This window comes from Thermodesulfobacteriota bacterium, from assembly GCA_031082315.1.
Lineage (GTDB): Bacteria > Desulfobacterota > QYQD01 > QYQD01 > QYQD01 > QYQD01.
The window spans coordinates 285,535-303,476 of sequence record JAVHLC010000002.1; the positions used below are offsets into that span (position 1 = coordinate 285,535).

At 49.0% G+C, this 17,942-nt stretch carries 16 protein-coding genes and 1 tRNA gene; 8 read left to right on the plus strand and 9 right to left on the minus strand.

Features of this window, described 5'->3' with window-relative positions; all coding sequences use genetic code 11:
* Positions 1 to 46: 46 nt before the first annotated feature.
* Positions 47 to 844, minus strand: coding sequence for a nucleoside triphosphate pyrophosphohydrolase (mazG, locus tag RDU59_03200; GenBank protein ID MDQ7837484.1), 798 nt, complete (start codon positions 842 to 844; stop codon positions 47 to 49).
* A gap of 14 nt (positions 845 to 858) precedes the next feature.
* Complete coding sequence (locus tag RDU59_03205; GenBank protein MDQ7837485.1) at positions 859 to 1,431, minus strand: CvpA family protein; 573 nt, start codon at positions 1,429 to 1,431, stop codon at positions 859 to 861.
* Positions 1,432 to 1,613: 182 nt separating this feature from the next.
* On the opposite strand from RDU59_03205, the gene RDU59_03210 reads away from it, so the two are divergent.
* From RDU59_03210 to RDU59_03225, 4 genes are all read left to right on the plus strand, one after another.
* A tRNA-Cys gene (locus tag RDU59_03210) sits at positions 1,614 to 1,688 on the plus strand.
* Between the two features lie 238 nt (positions 1,689 to 1,926).
* On the plus strand, positions 1,927 to 2,403 hold the full coding sequence (locus RDU59_03215) for a hypothetical protein (GenBank protein ID MDQ7837486.1): 477 nt from the start codon (positions 1,927 to 1,929) through the stop codon (positions 2,401 to 2,403).
* A 247-nt stretch (positions 2,404 to 2,650) separates the two neighbouring features.
* Complete coding sequence (locus tag RDU59_03220; GenBank protein ID MDQ7837487.1) at positions 2,651 to 3,832, plus strand: hypothetical protein; 1,182 nt, start codon at positions 2,651 to 2,653, stop codon at positions 3,830 to 3,832.
* 185 nt (positions 3,833 to 4,017) lie between these two features.
* Positions 4,018 to 5,526 (plus strand): hypothetical protein, encoded by a 1,509-nt coding sequence (locus RDU59_03225; GenBank protein ID MDQ7837488.1) that lies wholly within the window; start codon positions 4,018 to 4,020, stop codon positions 5,524 to 5,526.
* Here the strand turns inward: RDU59_03225 and mobB are convergent.
* Together mobB and RDU59_03235 are read right to left on the minus strand one after the other, a co-directional pair.
* Positions 5,504 to 5,995: a molybdopterin-guanine dinucleotide biosynthesis protein B gene (gene mobB, locus RDU59_03230; GenBank protein MDQ7837489.1), complete on the minus strand. Its 492-nt coding sequence runs from the start codon at positions 5,993 to 5,995 to the stop codon at positions 5,504 to 5,506. The genes RDU59_03225 and mobB overlap by 23 nt on opposite strands.
* A gap of 43 nt (positions 5,996 to 6,038) precedes the next feature.
* Positions 6,039 to 6,962 (minus strand): septal ring lytic transglycosylase RlpA family protein, encoded by a 924-nt coding sequence (locus RDU59_03235; GenBank protein ID MDQ7837490.1) that lies wholly within the window; start codon positions 6,960 to 6,962, stop codon positions 6,039 to 6,041.
* Positions 6,963 to 7,086: 124 nt separating this feature from the next.
* Here RDU59_03235 and RDU59_03240 point away from each other — a divergent pair, with 124 nt between their 5' ends.
* The 3 genes from RDU59_03240 to RDU59_03250 all read left to right on the plus strand — a co-directional run bounded on the left by RDU59_03240 (position 7,087) and on the right by RDU59_03250 (position 9,499).
* Entirely contained in the window at positions 7,087 to 7,407 is a 321-nt protein-coding gene (locus RDU59_03240; protein ID MDQ7837491.1) for a twin-arginine translocase TatA/TatE family subunit, read from the plus strand.
* A complete protein-coding gene (gene tatC, locus RDU59_03245) occupies positions 7,400 to 8,125 on the plus strand; it encodes a twin-arginine translocase subunit TatC (GenBank protein ID MDQ7837492.1) in 726 nt (241 codons plus the stop codon). Before RDU59_03240 ends, tatC begins: the two co-directional genes overlap by 8 nt.
* Positions 8,126 to 8,362: 237 nt before the next feature.
* Positions 8,363 to 9,499, plus strand: a complete 1,137-nt coding sequence (locus tag RDU59_03250; GenBank protein MDQ7837493.1) for an ABC transporter substrate-binding protein — start codon at positions 8,363 to 8,365, stop codon at positions 9,497 to 9,499.
* A 63-nt stretch (positions 9,500 to 9,562) separates the two neighbouring features.
* Here RDU59_03250 and RDU59_03255 read toward each other — a convergent pair whose 3' ends face one another.
* Positions 9,563 to 10,720 carry a cytochrome c3 family protein gene (locus RDU59_03255; protein MDQ7837494.1) on the minus strand — a complete coding sequence of 386 codons (1,158 nt, stop codon included), beginning with the start codon at positions 10,718 to 10,720 and terminating at the stop codon, positions 9,563 to 9,565.
* Positions 10,721 to 10,805: 85 nt separating this feature from the next.
* Complete coding sequence (locus tag RDU59_03260) at positions 10,806 to 11,942, minus strand: cytochrome c3 family protein (protein MDQ7837495.1); 1,137 nt, start codon at positions 11,940 to 11,942, stop codon at positions 10,806 to 10,808.
* A 992-nt stretch (positions 11,943 to 12,934) separates the two neighbouring features.
* On the opposite strand from RDU59_03260, the gene RDU59_03265 reads away from it, so the two are divergent.
* Positions 12,935 to 13,660, plus strand: coding sequence for a hypothetical protein (locus RDU59_03265; protein ID MDQ7837496.1), 726 nt, complete (start codon positions 12,935 to 12,937; stop codon positions 13,658 to 13,660).
* A gap of 214 nt (positions 13,661 to 13,874) precedes the next feature.
* On the opposite strand, the gene RDU59_03270 is transcribed toward RDU59_03265, so the two are convergent.
* The 3 genes from RDU59_03270 to RDU59_03280 all read right to left on the minus strand — a co-directional run bounded on the left by RDU59_03270 (position 13,875) and on the right by RDU59_03280 (position 17,925).
* On the minus strand, positions 13,875 to 14,252 hold the full coding sequence (locus RDU59_03270; protein ID MDQ7837497.1) for a response regulator: 378 nt from the start codon (positions 14,250 to 14,252) through the stop codon (positions 13,875 to 13,877).
* Between the two features lie 347 nt (positions 14,253 to 14,599).
* Positions 14,600 to 17,239, minus strand: a complete 2,640-nt coding sequence (polA, locus tag RDU59_03275; protein ID MDQ7837498.1) for a DNA polymerase I — start codon at positions 17,237 to 17,239, stop codon at positions 14,600 to 14,602.
* Positions 17,240 to 17,529: 290 nt separating this feature from the next.
* A complete protein-coding gene (locus RDU59_03280) occupies positions 17,530 to 17,925 on the minus strand; it encodes a NifB/NifX family molybdenum-iron cluster-binding protein (protein ID MDQ7837499.1) in 396 nt (131 codons plus the stop codon).
* Positions 17,926 to 17,942 lie beyond the last annotated feature (17 nt).

Here is a 17,942-nt window from a genome sequence, read left to right on the forward strand (position 1 = left end):
TAGGATATAGCGATCATACCACTCGCTACCCGCTATACGCTATTCGCTAAACGCTATTTTTGACCTTTTCCCAGACGGCATCCATCTCCTCCAGGGTGAATTCTTCCAGCGGCCGGCCGTCTTTTTCCAGTGTGCCCCGCATCTCATCAAATCGCCTGATAAATCTATCTACCGTAAGTCGCAAGGCCTCTTCCGCATTTATATGGAGATGTCTGCTTAAATTAACAAGGGTAAAAAGGACATCGCCCATTTCATCCCTGATGTGCGCCGGGTTATTTCTATTGCAGGCCTCTTTTAGTTCCGACAGTTCTTCATCCAGTTTTTCCCAGACGCTGTCCGCATTCTCCCAGTCAAAACCGGTCCGGGCGGCCCGGGCGCCGATACGCTGGGCGCGAAGCAATGCAGGAAGATTACGGGGCACCGAAGCAAAAAATGACCCATTCTCACCTCGCTGCCTAGCCTCCTCCCGCTTGATCTTATGCCACCGGTCTCTGACTTCTTCGGCACCGGCAACCCTTTCGGCGCCGAATACATGGGGATGCCGACGGATTAGCTTGGCTGCAATAGATTCCATCACATCATTTATGTTAAAGGCTTCCGGTTCTTCATACATCAAAGATAAGAATATAATAAGAAAGAGCAGGTCGCCCAGTTCTTCACAGACCTGACCGGGGTTATCGTCCTCAACCGCCGCTACCACTTCATAAGTCTCTTCCAGGAGATAGTTTTTTACTGTCTCTGCGGATTGTTTCCGGTCCCAGGGGCAGCCTTCCGGGGCACGAAGCCGATCCATGATCTGGACTAATCTGAAAAAGTTTTCTTTGATTTTTTTATTATCACGCATTGGGGATGAGCGGGTTATTTCTTATTGGCCGGCGGATTACCTTTTATCACCCTTTTCTGTTTTTCTTTGGTATCGAATGACTTAAACAAGGCCTGCTGCTTTTCGCGAAAGCTTTCCTTCAGGGTATGGGGAACCAGGCAAAGCATTATCTCCATGGGGTGTTTCAGATACTTATATGATTTCGATTTCTGTATAAAGAGGCCCTTTTGGGGAAGAAAGACGGTAATCAGTATCAATATCAAGCAGACGATAAAGATCCCCTTGACAAACCCCAGGAGCGCGCCGGCCGTACGGTCAAACCAGCCCAGTAATGAGATCTTCATTATCTTTTTGCCGGCCATACCGAGCAGGATGAATATCAGATAGACCAGGAGGAAGATGCCTGCGAAACTTAACAGATGCCTGATGCCGGCATTTGTAATCAACCCGGAGAGAAGATTTCCCATCCTTATATAGTAAGCGCTGGCAAGGACGAAACCGGCTAACAGGGCTACAACCGAAGAAATTTCTCTTATAATGCCGCGAATCGCACTTTTGACGGTAAAAAAAGCTATAATTGCGAGTATAATTATATCCGGCCAATACATAAACTTCTCTGCCTCCACTAAACCTGCCAGAAGATCAGTGGCATTATAGGTGACCCCCCCTTATTTTTCAACTCTAATCATCCCAACGGCCTTTCTCCGTAGCTGTTCACCTACTTTACCCTTGTCAAACCCCTACCCATGTGTTAGAAATAAATCCTAAATTCGAAACATGAGACCCCTCCGGCGGCGTAGCCAAGTGGCAAGGCAGCGGTCTGCAAAACCGTTATTCACCGGTTCAAATCCGGTCGCCGCCTCCATTCTAAATATAAGCGTTCGGCCCTCAGCGTTCAGCTTTCAGTTTGTAGCTTTCCTTTATACTCATTCCATGCTAAAAATAAAGTAAGTACTCTGGTTGTCAGGTTCACGGTTGGCTACTTTGCGCTTTTCATATTTTTCGTCGCTCTCTAACCTTGAACTGTGAACCTTGGAACTTTGAACCTGAGTAGTTACAAAATAAAATTATAAGTTCGAATCTTGTCCTGGATGAGGTGAACTATGCGCACGGAACTCTTGGTCTATAAGACTCTTTTTGATGGCGAGGAAGAAAATGAGGTCCCTGAGGAATTGATCCCGGCCCTGGAACGGATTCGGAAAGATGAAGGAACGATTCAAGATTACCTGGATATAGCTGACCGCTACCGGGAAATTGAACAGCCGGACAAGGAGTTTGCTGCCCTGGAACTGGCTTTAGACCTCGGGCATGACGACCTTGTCTTCTATCATCTGGCCCGGAATCGCGCCGGACAAGGACAATACGCCGAGACGTATCAATACATAAAGCGTATGCATTCCATGCATGGGACGGCCAGGCTCCTGTATCTGAAGACCTTGGGCGAATTAGGAAAAACAGAAAAACTCAACCAGTTTTGGCAAACTAATCGGAGCGACTCTGAACTCAAGCAGTTGATAAAGCAGAAAGGCCTCGATTATTTCCCCAAAAACGTGCGCAAGTTAGTCAAAGAAAAAGTTTAGCCGGACGCAGAGGATACATATTAAATTTGAAACTTTGTAACACTTTAGGTTTTGAAAAATATGCCTAAGCAAAGCGCTATAAAAGCCAAAATCCCCCTCAATCCCCCTTTTCCAAAGGGGGAAGTGTTTCTCCTCCCTTTGAAAAAGGGAAGTTGGGAGGGATTTAATAATACTTTTGCAAAGAACTAAACTGCTACAAAATGTTTTCTTTGCGTTCTCTGCGTCTTTGCGGTGAAAGATTTTTGAAATGTCCGCCAACCTACCCAAAAATCTCCCCCATATCAAAGTGGGCCTGGCCCTGAGCGATGCCGGCTTCTACCACCGGGAGACTATGCGGCTTCCCGAGGATCTCTCGGAATTCTTTCAGCGCTACCAGGATAAATTTGAAACAGAAGAACTTTTTTTTGAATTACAGCCGGAAATGCCCTGGCTTAAGAAAAAAGGGGATTTTTCCTATGTAGCGGATGAGGATAACAGATGGCTCAAACTGGGCCGGGCCGCGGAACAAGGGGCGTCCGAAGGGCCTTATGCCGGGATTATTGAGGCCATGCGCCGACCGGGCCACATCTTTGGGGTGCACCAGTCCATACGTGATATGGACATCCTTTCTGAGGATATCCACAAAAAATTGGAGACGATAGAGAGCGCCCAACAAGGCATGCTGTTTGCGCACCTTATATCTGCTGACTATTTTGTATTTCATCTGGCGCAAAGCAAGGATTACTGGGACTGGAATCGCAGCGAACAGATTGCCGTGGCCTTAAAGGCTTTTCAGGGCTGGGCGGATTTTTATAAGCAATCCGGCTTTAGCTTTATCCCCATTATAGAAAATCTTGAATTCCCGAAGTTCCCGTCCACACCGGAAGAGATGGTTAGTATCTTCAAGACCTGCCGGGAGTTTCTTCCCAATCTTAAACTCTGCTTTGACGTCTCCCACTTCTGGCGTTCCCGTGCCCTGATACTGGAAAACAAGGCCAGATTCGAACATCTTATCCCCAACTTTCGTATCTTAGAGGCATCATGTACTGACTATCTCGATTATGCCATGGAACATATCTTTACCGCCGGGGCCGGTCTGTCTGACGGCGATATCTTTCTCTATCACCTGGGCGGATGCTGGAAGCACCTTACTCATGAGATACCCGGTCTTCGTCCGGGAGAAAGCCCGTTTTTGCATAAACTGAGGCTGGATGAGCCTGTATATGCTTATAACCCACAGGTGGAGATGAACCTCCCCAAGGTCATCAACCGCCTCCTTCGTTACAACATAGAACGACGGCAGGATGTACTAATTATGCTCGAAATCTATCAGCGGAATTACATAGAGATGCTCGAGGCGGCCCGGCTTATATACGACGATATTGTGAAAAAGGCCCGCCGCATTGCGGAAGACACACGAAGGTATGCGTATCTGTGGGAAGAGAAATAGTTTCATCCGGAAACCACCGCTTCCGGATTCACGCTTACAGCGGTCAGCTTTCAGCCGTCAGCAAAAATCTAAGATAAACAACCCATTAAGCTGAACGCTGATTGCTGACTGCTCCATCCGTATCCTGAGTTTTTGGATAGGAATTAACTAGAAAAAATGCCGCCGGATATTGATACGTCTCAACCATGGATATCGTACATTATTACCGTAATCCAGCTATCTTGACGCGCATACTGGAATTTTTAGGTGTCCCCCCTGAGCTGCTTACTGACCTGAGTACGAGTATTGATCTTTCCCGCCCCTTGGTCGATTCAATAGAATTAAAGGAATTGCTCTGTGCTGCTACTACAGAGTATATATCTGCCTACGGACACAGACTCCTCGAGACAAATCACCGCGATCATGCCTCCATGAAGCCTTTCAGGCTGGGTTGGACCCTGGATAACGGCCTTGACATCCACCGCTCAATATGGGATCGGGAAAATGCCCTCGGCGTTCTCGATGTCGAGTATTTTTCCAAGTCATTTCCGGGAGAGCCTTATCTTGCCCCGAAGCGGGCCTTCATGCTTATGGAGCCGGTGTATCAGGGCATTTTAGATGTCTTTAAGTCTTATGGACTCGCACCCCTGGCTGTTACTACCGGTCAGGGCTATAATTTTGACGTATTTGTCAGCAAGGATAGCCCTGCTTTTGACAGCTTGGCATCCTTAGGGCATGTGGAAGAGACGCTGAAATATGACTATAGCCACCCCTCGCCTAAAAGAGGACGGCCGGTGCCGGAAGAAGATGCCAGGGCCTTTGATGCCATGGGCAAGTTGTTTGAATTCCTTTGCCACCGAATCCTGACAGAGGTATCCGCCTGCACACCCCCTATTCCCGTAGTAGTAGGAGATGTGGTCTGCGGGAACGAGAAGCGTGAGGCTATATCCCTGGACCTTTCCCTCTACACCAATCCCCTCCACACCCGGAGTATTCGGTGTCCATTTTCTGCCTACTCCAAGCACATGTTAAGAGGAGACGTCCTGGGTGATATTGTAGCCAGGCGTGTAGGTTCCCTGTTTTCTGTCCCCAGAAAACTGCGGGATGCAGAACTTCCTCTGACCAGAGTTCTGGATACACGAACAAGCGCCGAGAAATCCGCCCGATGGGCAAAAAAGGTCGGTACATATATTCCTGATCAACCAAAGGGCATGCCCGGGTTGATTCGTGAATACAAAGAATCCCGTCTCCACGCCTTTCATCTGGGGTACGACGACGCCCGGCAGGATAACGCATCCGGCTGGCTCCAGGGTTATGATCGTTTTGACTTAAGCTCTATCCCGCCCTGTGTAGCCCTGCCGCTTCATTGCCCTAACCCTTTACTTCTTCAACCTACCAACCTGCGTACAATAGTCCGGGCGCTGATGGCTATCGGCTGGCATCCCAAGCATATTGCCGGCCTGGTCTATTCCAAGTATGCGCGCGATTTCGGTTGGGACGTCAATTTCAGGCGCTACGATGCCAACCGCTGGGCCAATGTCTGGGTGCGCATCTACGCCGGAATGATTGTAACCGGTGTGGATCAGCTCCTCGATCTCAACTGTATTTCGCAACAGGAAAAAGGAGAAGCATGGATGGGAATGAGGTATTGTCCTGCGCCAGATTGCGGGTGCAATCTGGCTGATTACCGGGCTATGCTGGAGAGAAGGATATAGCCAGTAATTCTGCTATGCCCACAATGTCCGTGGGCTTAAAGCACGGGACTTTTGCTGCAGGAAAAGTATTGCTGGAAACCAGGGCCAGCAATGAGGGATCATTAACAAATAAAGGGGCCATATCGTCGGGTACGATCTCTATCTTTGGGAACCCCTCCTGTTTAAAGCCCTCGACGAGGATAATATCTGACTTCTCGGGCAGTGCGGAGACTACTTCCTCCAGGCCAAAGGTCCCAGCCTTTTCAGTAAGTATAGAAAACCCATCTGGTGAAGCCAAAACTATAACCTCTGCCCCGGCCTGCCTGTATCGGTAGGTATCTTTCCCGGGGATGTCCAGAGAAACATCGCGGTGATGTGTATGCTTTACCGTCGCTACCCTTAACCCACGGCGATTTAAGTCTGGAATGAGCCGTTCAATAAGAAGCGTCTTCCCGCTTTTTACCGGACCAACAATGCAAACCACTTTCACTTGAAAATCCCCCCGCCCCCCCTTTGCCAAAGGGGGGTAAAGATTACCTGGCCACTAAGAAGGCGCCAGGGAAGCCATTGCTTTCAAATTGTTGCTGAATATCCCTGGCCTTATCCAGGTTGGTGGAGGCAAAGACCTGGACGCGATAAAATAGGGCATCTCCACGGTTATGGGCCTCGATATCGACCTGGCCATAGTTTCTGTTTAAGGTGGCCCGCATGCGGTCAGCATTATCCTTGTTAGTAAAGGCGCCAACCTGTATCCAGAAATTGCCTGCCCGGTAGTCCATGGTCTGAACGAATCGCTTAACCCGCCGTCCGTTTTCAGAGACTTCCGTGGGCGTACCAAGGGCTTCTACGCGCACAAAAGCCGTTCCGTTATTGTGTATGCCGATCTCTCTGGCCGCCACCAGACTCAGGTCTATAACACGGCCTTTTACAAAAGGGCCTCGGTCATTTATACGCACCACCGTTTCCCGGTTATTTTCGAGATTGAGGACGCGTACATAGGTGTGCATGGGCAAGAGCTTGTGGGCGGCGGTAAATTCATACATGTCGTATATCTCGCCGCAGGAAGTGCACTTGCCGTGGAAATCAGGGCCGTACCAGGAGGCTTTACCTTCTTCGGCAAAACCACCTGCTGAAGGTATAGGATAATAGACCTCGCCAAATATCTCATACGGCCGCTGAGTGGGGGGGATGCCTTTTGTATCACGGGTTATGCCGCGAGAGTATTGATACCGGGGCGCTGTGGCGCAGGCCGTGAAGAAAGTAACCATAGAGACATAAAGGATACAGAGATAGAAAAATTTCGAATTTAATATGTGTTCTCTGCGTCCTTTGCGCCTCTGCGGTGAAAATATTCTTCCTTTGCGTCTTTGCGGTGATGCTTTCCCCATGGCCGGTATGATAGGGGAAATATGTACGCTTGTCAATGGCCTAAAACTATAGACAACGTCACTGGTCATTAGTCATCGGTCATGTTAACTGTGGAAAATCAATCAACTTTTACCGGTGACAAATGACTATTGACTAATGACATCGTGTAATCGTTTACTTGACGCATGGCCTAAAAAGTTTTAGAGTTGATGCATGTTCGGTATCGGTATCTCAGAGCTTATCCTGATCTTGATCGTGGCGCTCATCGTTATCGGTCCGCAAAAATTACCTGATCTGGCCCGCTCTCTGGCCCGGGGCCTGGCCGAATTCAAAAGGGCCTCTTCTGAGTTCAAAGAGAGCTTTAACTCAGATAATCTGGACACCTTAGGAAGCCCGCCGGTAATAGACAGCCCTCCCCGTAATTTAGAGACGGAAACAACTACAACTGAAAAACCGGAGAAGGCCTCTGACTCTCCACCAGATACCCTGGCCGAAAGAGAAGGTGTAAGCCCCAAGGATCCCCTCCATGGCTGACTTCAGGCTGCCTTTTACTGCCCACCTAAAAGAACTACGCAATCGGCTCATCATATCCTTTTCAGCAATCGGCATCGGATTTCTCATATCTTACGCCCTGGCCGAAAGGATATTCGTCATCCTTGCTGCTCCGCTCTTTGCGGCCATGGGCCGGGGTAATAAGCTTATTTATACCGGCCTGCCCGAGGCCTTTATCTCCTATTTTAAAATCTCTATGATAATGGGCTTCATCATTGCCTTCCCGGTTATCATACACCAGATATGGAAATTCGTATCGCCTGGGTTGGAAAACAAGGAACGCAAATATACGTTAGTATTTGTCGTGTCATCGACCCTTTTATTTTTCATGGGGGCCGTTTTCGGCTATGTCGTAATCCTGCCCCTGGCCCTTAATTTTCTTCTGGGCTTTGCCGGACAATCCCTAAGACCGCTTATCACCATGAAAAGCTACCTTATTTTCGCCTCCAAGGCCCTCCTGGCCTTTGGCCTGGCCTTTGAAATACCTTTCTTCCTGGTCTTTTTAGCAAAAATGGGTATCCTCACCTACGAACAATTACGGGCTAGGCGTAAGTATTATATCCTCATTGTCTTCATTATAGCCGCCATACTTACTCCGCCGGACATCGTCTCCCAGGTTATGTTAGCCATCCCGCTCATTATATTGTATGAAATCGGCGTATTAGGCGCGCGCCTGTTCGCAAGGCCGGTAGGTTCTTAAGTCATTGCTGTCCAATACATTCAAAGAACAATCTTTTGGGACAGGTTAACATATTGATTTTATTGCTAACATTAAAATATCGAAAAACGAGGTTGTCGTCCAAATCCCCCTTGATCCCCCTTTCCCAAAGGGGGAAGTGTTTCTCCTCCCTTTGAAAAAGGGAGGTTGGGAGGGATTTAAGAATACTTTTTCAAACAGCTAAACTGATACCTACTATTTAATCCCGGGGGTAAGTTTATGAAAAACAGAAGCTCGATTCTTTATTTGATGATGCTGATAATTGTAAACATTTTTTGTATCTCTCCGTCCACTACCATAGCGGCTGAGCCAATACGTATCGGCGTCTATCTGCCCATGACCGGTCCGGCCGCCGTCTATGGACAGGTGGCCTGGAAAGGGCTGCAGATGGTCCACAAGGACCGGCCAACCGTACTCGGCCGACCGGTCCAGCTCATACTGGTTGATGATAAAAGCGATAAAATGGAGGCGGCCAATGCCGTCTCGCGTCTTATCGAAAAAGAACGGGTTACGGCTATAATCGGCGAACTCACCAGTTCCAACACTCTCTCCGGTTCCCCCATAGCAGAGAAGGCACGAATCCCCATGGTTACCCCCTGGGCCACTAATCCCCTGGTAACACAGAACCGCCAGTATATCTTCCGGGTCTGTTTTTCAGACCCCTTTCAGGGCTACGTGGCCGCGAAGTTTGCCCGTGAATATCTCAAGGCCCGCACGGCTGCAGTAATGATAGATATTAGCCAGGATTATTCCGTGGGCTTGTCTAATTTTTTCATGAGGGAATTTACTAAAAGGGGAGGAAAAGTCGTTATCAAGACGGCTTACCAGAGCGGCGACCTTGATTTCACGGCGCAGTTAAGCAGTATAAGCGGCATACGGCCTGATATTATCTACGTCCCCGGTTATTTTATGGAAGACGCCCTTATCGCCCGGCAGGCCCGCGAACTTGGCATCAGGTCAATTATAGTCTCCGGCGATGCCGCGCAGGCCAATGAATTGATAAAGATCGGCGGTAAGGCCGTAGAAGGGCTGTATTTTACCACCCATTTTGATGAAAAAGGGGTTACCACAAAAACCGGCCGACTGTTTGTAAAAAATTTCCACGAGATAAACAAGGATGCTCCGGACTCCGTGAGCGCCCTTTCCTACGATAGCTATAATTTCCTGCTCGATGCCATTGAAAGGGCCCGTTCTGCCCATCCCGAAAAGATAAAAGACGCCCTGGCCAGAACAACCAATTTTGAAGGGGTAACCGGAAACATTGCCATAAAGGGCCGGGAGACCATCAAGCAGGCAGTAATACTAAAGGTGGAACACGGCGGATTCAGATATATAACTACTATTCAGCCTCAGTAAAGGATGAGATTACTCACTTATACACCTTAAATGACATATGAAGATGTGACCCTGACTTCGCCCCTACACTCCATCCTTACTGGTATGACAGATAAAGCAGCCGGTTCCTTTTGTTGGCCCTGTAGTACCGGCAATCATGCCATCATAATCCCAGCGCAGGATATCTTTGTAGGGACTACCATGTGGTTTATGGCAGGAAAGGCACATGACCTGATCCGTTCCTGGACGGACAAGACTTTGATCACCTGCATATGTCAAAATGTCAGGACGGGCCACAGGGGCTTCGCAGTTATATGGGCCTATTGTAGAACCGTCAGGGGTATTATAGAGGCGATATTCCTTGTTTGTATCGCTTGGCAATGCATAGTTGTTGGGATGTCGTAACCAGGGGCTGGCCGTCCCGGTATCATCCGCGTTGTGAAAGCCCGTATGACACCCTGCACACCAATTCGACATCGATCCATCGTCCTGCATAAGACCACTACTTTTACTGGCTGGAATACCGCCACCGGCATAAGTATTATGGTCTGATTCGTTTTTGGTGCGTTCCCAGTCCGAGTCTTCAATACCCATTACTCCACCGCTACCATGTTGATCTGAGCCGTTGGCCAAAAACCGGTAATAAACGGCCTTAATATTATTTCCGGCATTCTGTACATCTGAACCAACGACTGGCTGGGCATCCTCACCGTGGTGATACGGATAATGACAACTCGTACAAGCGGCTATGCGGTCATGACAAATGGCGCAAGCACCTCCTCCGCCGGTTGGGCTGCCCGGGGCCTCTGTTAAATTTGTATCATTTGTAATACCCGGAATCGTCAACACGTTATGCCCATAGGCTTGGCCTTTCGATACTACCCAGTAAAAATTTCCCCCCGCAAGCTCAGTTCCGGCTGCCGGCGGCACGGTATTAAAGACCACCGGGATGTTTGAGGAGCCGAGGGCCTTGACAGTAGCGCTTCCCGTGTTGGAATGGCATCCTCCGCAAGTGCCGCGTGTGAGGGCATCAAATGGCCCGGTCTCGGATATACTGCCAACACCGGGCATCGGACTTCCGTCCTGGCTATTGTGCATGGTGTGGCAGTTGACACATTCGCCGGTAACTTTGGCCAAGGCCGGGGTTAAAAAGATGAGAAAATGGAAAATAGAAAATAGAAAAACGGACGACAAGAGAAGACCTGGCCTTATCAAGGCCTTTGATGCGCGCTTCCATACCATGGCGGGCCTCCGATACAAATCTAAATGCAAAAAAATCTCCACAAAGGCCGCTAGGTAAGCGCGGCCTTTGTGGTTTATCTAAAGGTTAGTCCTTTGTGGTATGACATCTGAAGCATCCGGTACCGGTTGCACCACCGCCACCAGCTATCATGGTTGAGTAATCCCATCTCAGAATATCATCATGAGGGCTTGCATGTGCCCTGTGACATGAGAGGCATATGACCGGGCTATTACCTGACGTAACTGTCGTTCGTGCAGCAGCAGGAATTGCACCTACATAACCAACAGGGGCTTCAAGACTATATGCATTACCGCCGACTGCATCATTGTAATTTGCATATTCCCCACCTTTTGCAATCACATCTGTATCTGTGGGATGCCTGAGCCACGGGCTTCCTGTACCTATACCGCCAGGGCCGCTTGCATGGAAATTCCCATGACACTGCCCGCAGAGATAGCTGATGGTAGTTTTAGTGTCTTGGGTTAAAGCACCCTGATACTCATTGTGGTCACTAGCAGACGCACTTTGTTGCCAGTTGGGATCTTCCAGACCCAGAACACTATAAGCGGACAAGACTGTACTGCCCAGAAAACGATAGCTCTTAGCAGTAGTAGTACCATCTATGGGTGTACTGGCGCCATGATGTGCACCACTTACACCTGCAAAACTTGCAGAAAAACTATTAGTGTAAGAAGCGCGATCAACATTTCTATTTCCATGACAACCGTTAGAGCCTGCACAGGTTAACTGATAAGTAGTGGACCACTTAGTAGTGGACGGATCATAGGTTGCATTGTAACCGGGCGGATTGTTCAGCAGAGTTGCATCCTGTGCTACCATATCCTCTATGTTGTGACCTTTTACATCAGAAGGGCCATTCACTACATAAGAGAAATTACCCCCGGCAAGATTATAATTAGTCCCGCTCCATGTCTGTAACGTTCCGGGATCGGTTGTAGCTCCTCCTGTGTTCCAGACTACAGGGATATTACCAGCGGTCTTAATAGTAATACCGGCACTATTGCTATGGCAACCCAGACAGCCACCTAAGAGAAGTACAGGAAAAGGTCCGCCAGGCGAAGCGTCAACAGGAGCAACCCCGTTCTGGCTGTAGTGCATGGTATGGCAGTTAGCGCATTGGCCAGATACGCCTGCCAGGACCATCCCTCCCATGGCCAATACAAAGGCCATAGACAGTAAACAAATTAATGCCTTTTTCATTATCTATACACCTCCTTTCCTTTATGAATTTTAATCCTTGCTTTTATATCCATAATCCTACCTCCTTGAACTAGCTGTCAGCGTTCAGCTATCAGCACTCAGCATTTAAGAGTTTAAAAATTAAAGTTCTAACCTGCCATGCCGATAAGCCAGTTAAGATAAAATTTACTTTTTCCCTACCTAGAACTATAATTACTTTTACAACAGAAGACAAGGCCAAGTCAATAAAAAAATAGCGCCCAGCTATCCGTAATCAGCGTTCAGCTTAAGGCCTGTTTGTGACCTGATCTATAACAAGTTACAGCAAGTTCAATGCCAACAGGCTCCCTAATATATAACTGGTTGATATAACTATAATTTTAGTTATCTATTATTTATAGCTATTGACTGATGTGGAAGTGTTTTTCACATCAGAGAGGAAAAAAAATTCCAATGTGGCATTTTGGTGCCCACTTGTTAGCCACAGAGCACACAGAGAACACAGAGATAGAAGATAGGTAACAATTTAGCGTTGTGAAAATGCATGATAAAAAGTGCAAGGAAACATACCAACTCAGGAAATCAGGAAGGAGAGGGCTTGAAAGAATTCAGGAAGACGTTTGCATGCATAGCGAGCGCATTCTCCGCTGCTTGTAGCGGGGTTAGCGAGTGAATATGATGCATTTTACCTTGCATACGGAGATTCCCCGCAGCAAGCTGCGGGGAGCTTCAATCAGGAACTCAAGAAATCAGGAAAGTATTTTTGAGAAATTGATTTTCAGCAGTTCGGCTTCTGGTTGCTCTGTTTTTTCATGAGTTCGTGAGTTCCTGATTAATAGCTTTTTCTGACTGTAGGACAGTTTCAAACAGCTAACGTGTTACGAAGATAGAAGTCAGGGGTCGGAAGTAAAGGATGGGAATAGGCGTTGGATTTGGGATAAGGTGAGACCTTGACAATAATCGCTAATCGCTATACGCTCCTTTTTATACACTATGTTCAAAGGAGTATCCCTATGAAACGATTGCCTTGGTTAATAATGGTGTCGGCGCTAATCCTGGTCTCGGGCTGTGCCCGGTACGAGACCCGTATCGTCCCTTTTAAGATGCCGGAGGCATATCACAATGTCCAGGCTGTAGATGGCGCTAAAGTGGCGGCCGTGGCCTACGATGACTCTAATACCGCGCAGGAGGCCTTCGGGTTTGACATCCGGGGAGCCGGACTCTTGCCGGTGCAGGTTGTCTTCGACAACCAGGGCAGTAAATCCCTTCTCATAGACCCCACGCATACCTACTTAATCGACAAAGAGCATAACCTCTGGCCGGTCATGGAGAGCAGGCTGGCCTATGAACGGGTCGCAAAGAAGACCGAATTGGGCGAAATCGGCGCCGGTGCAACCAAACATGCCTTCCTGGCCGGCGCTGCCGGCGCCATTATCGGGGCGGCGGTAGGCATTGTGACCGGTGAAAATGTAGGCGCGGCTATAGGCAAAGGAGCGGCTGTGGGCGCGGCCGCCGGCGCCACCTTGGGCGGGACGCAGGCCTATGGCTCTCAGGAGACCCGCTACCGCATAATGGATGACCTGGAAAAGAAGACCCTGCAAAATAACGCTATCCCGCCCGGACAAATAGCGCACGGCTTTATCTTCTTTCCGGGAGAGGCCAAGGCAGCTAAGGAGCTACGCTTACAGTTAAAAGAGCTGAAAACAGGGAAGGTACATAGTTTGGTGTTGGCTTTTTAAACAAAAATGTAACTATTCAACCACAGATTCACACAGATGAACGCAGATAGGTTTAAATACAAAGAAATCACAGATATTGTAACCGTTCACCGTTCACCGAAAAAAACTTTTCAGGTTCTTACGGACAACGGTGAACGGATACTGTATATGATAATAAAAGAAAAAATATCAGTGATGATCAGCGTAGATCGGCGGCTGAGTAGTTACACAAAATTTACGCAGCAATAGTGCAGTGGCTTCGGATGACCCGGCCAAGCTCGGCCCATTTGACCGGTTTTTTTAAGAGGATGACGGCATAGCCTTCTTCCAGGGTCTTTTTGGCCTGGATGGCGGTGGGGTTACCGGTTAAGACCAGGATATTAGCGTCCGGATCAAATGCCTTTATCTCCCGCGAGGACTCATACCCATCCATAACCGGCATATCCATATCCATCAATACCAGGTCGGGGTGGAGTTCCTTGTACTTTTCCAATCCCTCCAGTCCGTTAGCGGCCTGGGCAATGGTAGAATAACCTTCCATTTCCAATATCTCGCTCAGGGTGCTTAACACACCCAAGTCATCATCGACAATCAATATCGTTCCGCTACCCATTAGGAACAGTCCTTACAGTGAGTTAAAACCTTTTAGAATAAGCACACTCCTTTGTCAAGAAAAAAACAACATGTTGTATAAAAAAATTTGGTTGATACAATATTTAGTAAAAACAGTGTGTTATAGGCCCATAAAATAGGGGCTTTCCGGGCGGTCAATGAGAAAGGTTAATGATTACACGGCGTTCAGCTATTTACCGCGGAGGTCTCCGGGAACGCCGAGATAACATATTGAATGGATTATAGTTTTTCGCTGCGGACTCTGCGTGCTCAGCGGTGAAAAGGTTTTTTTACGAGGCCATCAGCCTTCAGCCTGTCCAGATATACCGCTTCTGACCACCGGCTACCTCATTCCAGTTCGGCCCAATTATGCCCTGAGCGGACATTGACCACCAGTGGCACAGATAAGGTCACGGCCTTTTCCATCTTTTCCCTGACGAGAGGGATTACCTCAGCCGCCTCTTTCTCCGGGGTCTCCAGGATCAATTCGTCATGGACCTGCATAATCATACGCGCTCCATAACCGCCTGTGCCCAGGGCGTCGTGCACCTGGATCATGGCCACCTTAATTATATCTGCCGCTGTGCCCTGAATCGGGGTATTAACGGCTGTACGCTCCGCAAACTGTCTGGCGGCGTTATTCCGGCTGTTGATGTCCGGAATTTGCCGGAGACGGCCCAGCAGGGTCCGGACATAACCCTTCTCCCGTGCGGAGGCGACAGCCTCCTTTATAAAATTTTCCACACCCCGATACCTGGCGAAATAGGCATCGATAAAAGACCGGGCCTCCTTTTGTCCGATCCTGAGTTCCTGCGCGAGACCAAAGGGACTCATGCCGTAAGCCACGCCGAAATTGATCGTCTTGGCCACGCGGCGCATCTCGGCCGTGACCATCTGCGGAAAGACGTGGAAAATTTCCGCCGCAGTCATGGTGTGCACGTCTTCCCCCTTTGCAAATGCCCTTATAAGGCCCTCATCCCGGGCAAAATGGGCCAGAATGCGCAGTTCTATCTGCGAATAATCAAAAGATAGCAATACCCGGCCGGGGTCGGTAACAAAGGCCCGGCGTATCTGCCGTCCTTCCTCAGAACGGATGGGTATATTCTGGAGATTGGGTTCACTGCTGCTCAGGCGGCCTGTGGCCGTAACCGCTTGGTTATAATAGGTATGAAGCCTTCCGGTGGCCGGATTAAGCAGTTTAGGCAGTGCATCCACGTATGTAGATTTCAACTTTGCCAGGTTGCGATAGGTTAAAATCTGCCCTGGCAAGGGATGATAAAGGGCGAGATCCTCCAGTATGCCAGCTTCCGTCGAATAAGAGCCGGTTTTTTTCGTCTTCTTCAGACGGGGCAAGGTTAATCTCTCAAAAAGTATCTCTCCGAGCTGCTTTGGGGAATTTATGTTGAATTCACAACCCGCTGTCGCAAAAATTTTGCTTTTAATATCAGATAGTTGTGCATCAAGCTCCCCAGACATCCTGGCCAGAAAGGCGAGATCGATCCTGACGCCCGTCATCTCCATTCCCGCCAGGACTTCGAGAAGAGGCATTTCTACCTCACAAAAAAGGTTATATAGGTCCCTCTCTTCCAGATCCGGCAATAAGTGGCTGGATAGTCCGGCTATAATCCCGGCGGCAGCACAGGCAGAAGAGATGGCCTGGCCGCCCAAATCACCCGGATGGACGCCTAGATAATGTTCCGCCAGCATCTTTAAACTATCCGCCTTCCGGGAGCGGCCCAAGGGGTCCAGAAGATAGGCGGCGATCATCACATCTAAGTAAGGACCTGAGACAGGGATGCCGTTTCTTTGTAAAAGAATAAGATCATATTTCAGATTGTAACCGGCCTTAACCCGCAAGCTATCTCGCAAGAAGGCAGCAATCCCATCGATAGCCGATGATTTAAAATTTACATCCGGTAAAGGGATATAAAAGGCCTCCGGCGGTTCTATACATAGGGCTATGCCAGAAATATCGGCCAGCATCGGATCCGGCGATGTGCCTACAACCGTCAGGCTAAAACCTTCAGCGCCTTCAAGCCTCGAAAGCATTCCGGCTAAGGCATCTCCCGTGTCGACCGACTGAACTTTGGCCGCCAGCTGCTGCCCGTCGTCGTTGACCTTGGCATCTGCCAGCTCCAGTTCTTTCAGAAACTTTGTAAATTCCAACCCGGCAAACAGCTCTCTTAAGGCGGCCGGATCCGGGGGGCCGACCCTTAGCATGGAAAGATCAATCTCTAATGGGACATCAACACGCAGCGTTACGAGTTCTTTGGAAAGGAGGGCCTGTTCCCTATAAGTGGTCAATTTTTCCCGTAATTTAGACTTATCAATACTCTCCAGAGAGGTAAAGAGGTTTTCTACGGACCGGTATCTTTGTATGAGGCTTAACGCCGTCTTGGGACCGATGCCGGGGACACCGGGGACATTGTCAATTGCGTCACCGGCTAAGGCGAAGACGTCAGCCATCTGCCCGGGCTCCAGGCCATATTCTTTGCGCAGGTTCTCGATGTCTATCCGGCGATCCTTCATGGGATCCCAGATGGTTACGTACGGAGAAACAAGCTGCAGCAGGTCCTTATCGCCGGAGACGATGACGATCCTGTGCTCGTCAGAGGCCAGGCGTTTGACTATGGTCGCTATGAGATCATCGGCCTCGTAACCTTCCAGTTCAAAAGCAGGCAAATTTTCTGCCCGAATAATATCCTTTATATAAGGTATCTGGATAGATAGATCATCCGGCATGGCTGGGCGGTTGGCCTTATACGTCTCCAGCAGAGCGTGCCGAAACTTAGGCCCCCGGGCATCAAAGACCATAGCCAGATACTCGGGCCTCTTCTCCCGCAGCACCTTGAGCAGCATGTTGGTTACGCCGAAAATGGCGTTTGTAGGCAGGCCCTGAGACGTAGAAAGATGCGAGATGGCGTGATAGGCCCGGTAGACGTAGGAATGGGCATCAATAAGATACAATAAGGTGGGGCGTTCGGCCATGCCGATTTATAACGCTAAAGACGGCAGGCTGTCAATTCTAAGATACGCCGGTGGCGTGCCTGCTGCATCCCGATCCATTTAAGTAAAATTCTTTAGTTTCCACCCGAAAATCCAAAAGTTCCGGCTGAGCAATCAGCACTCAGCTCTCAGCGTTCAGCTTAAGATGTTGTTTGTCTTATTTTTTTGCTGACGGCTGAAAGCGGATCGCTGAGGGCTTTCATTCGGAAACGACAGTTTCCGGATGAAAACTAGTTAATATTTTGGGAAGAGTCCGGTCTTGCTCCTGCCTCTCAATGATTCCCGCAGGCGCTCTCATGTCCATGGCCTGCACAGGTATGCTGGTCGGTAAATTCAGGCAGCTTGTTGGCCTGCAGGGCATCCAGGGCATCTTTTACCTGGCCGCCCTCACGATACAAAAAGACGCGAATACCCGCCTGTTTAAATCCCAGGAGTGGTCGCATACCCATACCGCCGGAGATAATCCCCTGTACCCCGTTTCTGGCCAGAAGCATAACCGGAGCCAGACAGGCGCCAGGCTCATGCCCATCATTGGGTATCACTTCCACATCTTGGATCTTTGTCTCATCTATTGTCACTACCGTATAGACATCACAGTGCCCGAAATGTCCGGAGAGCCCGGCTTCAAGCCCTCCTGGAAAATTGGAAGGGACAGCGATCTTTACCATATTTAAGTTAAACCTCC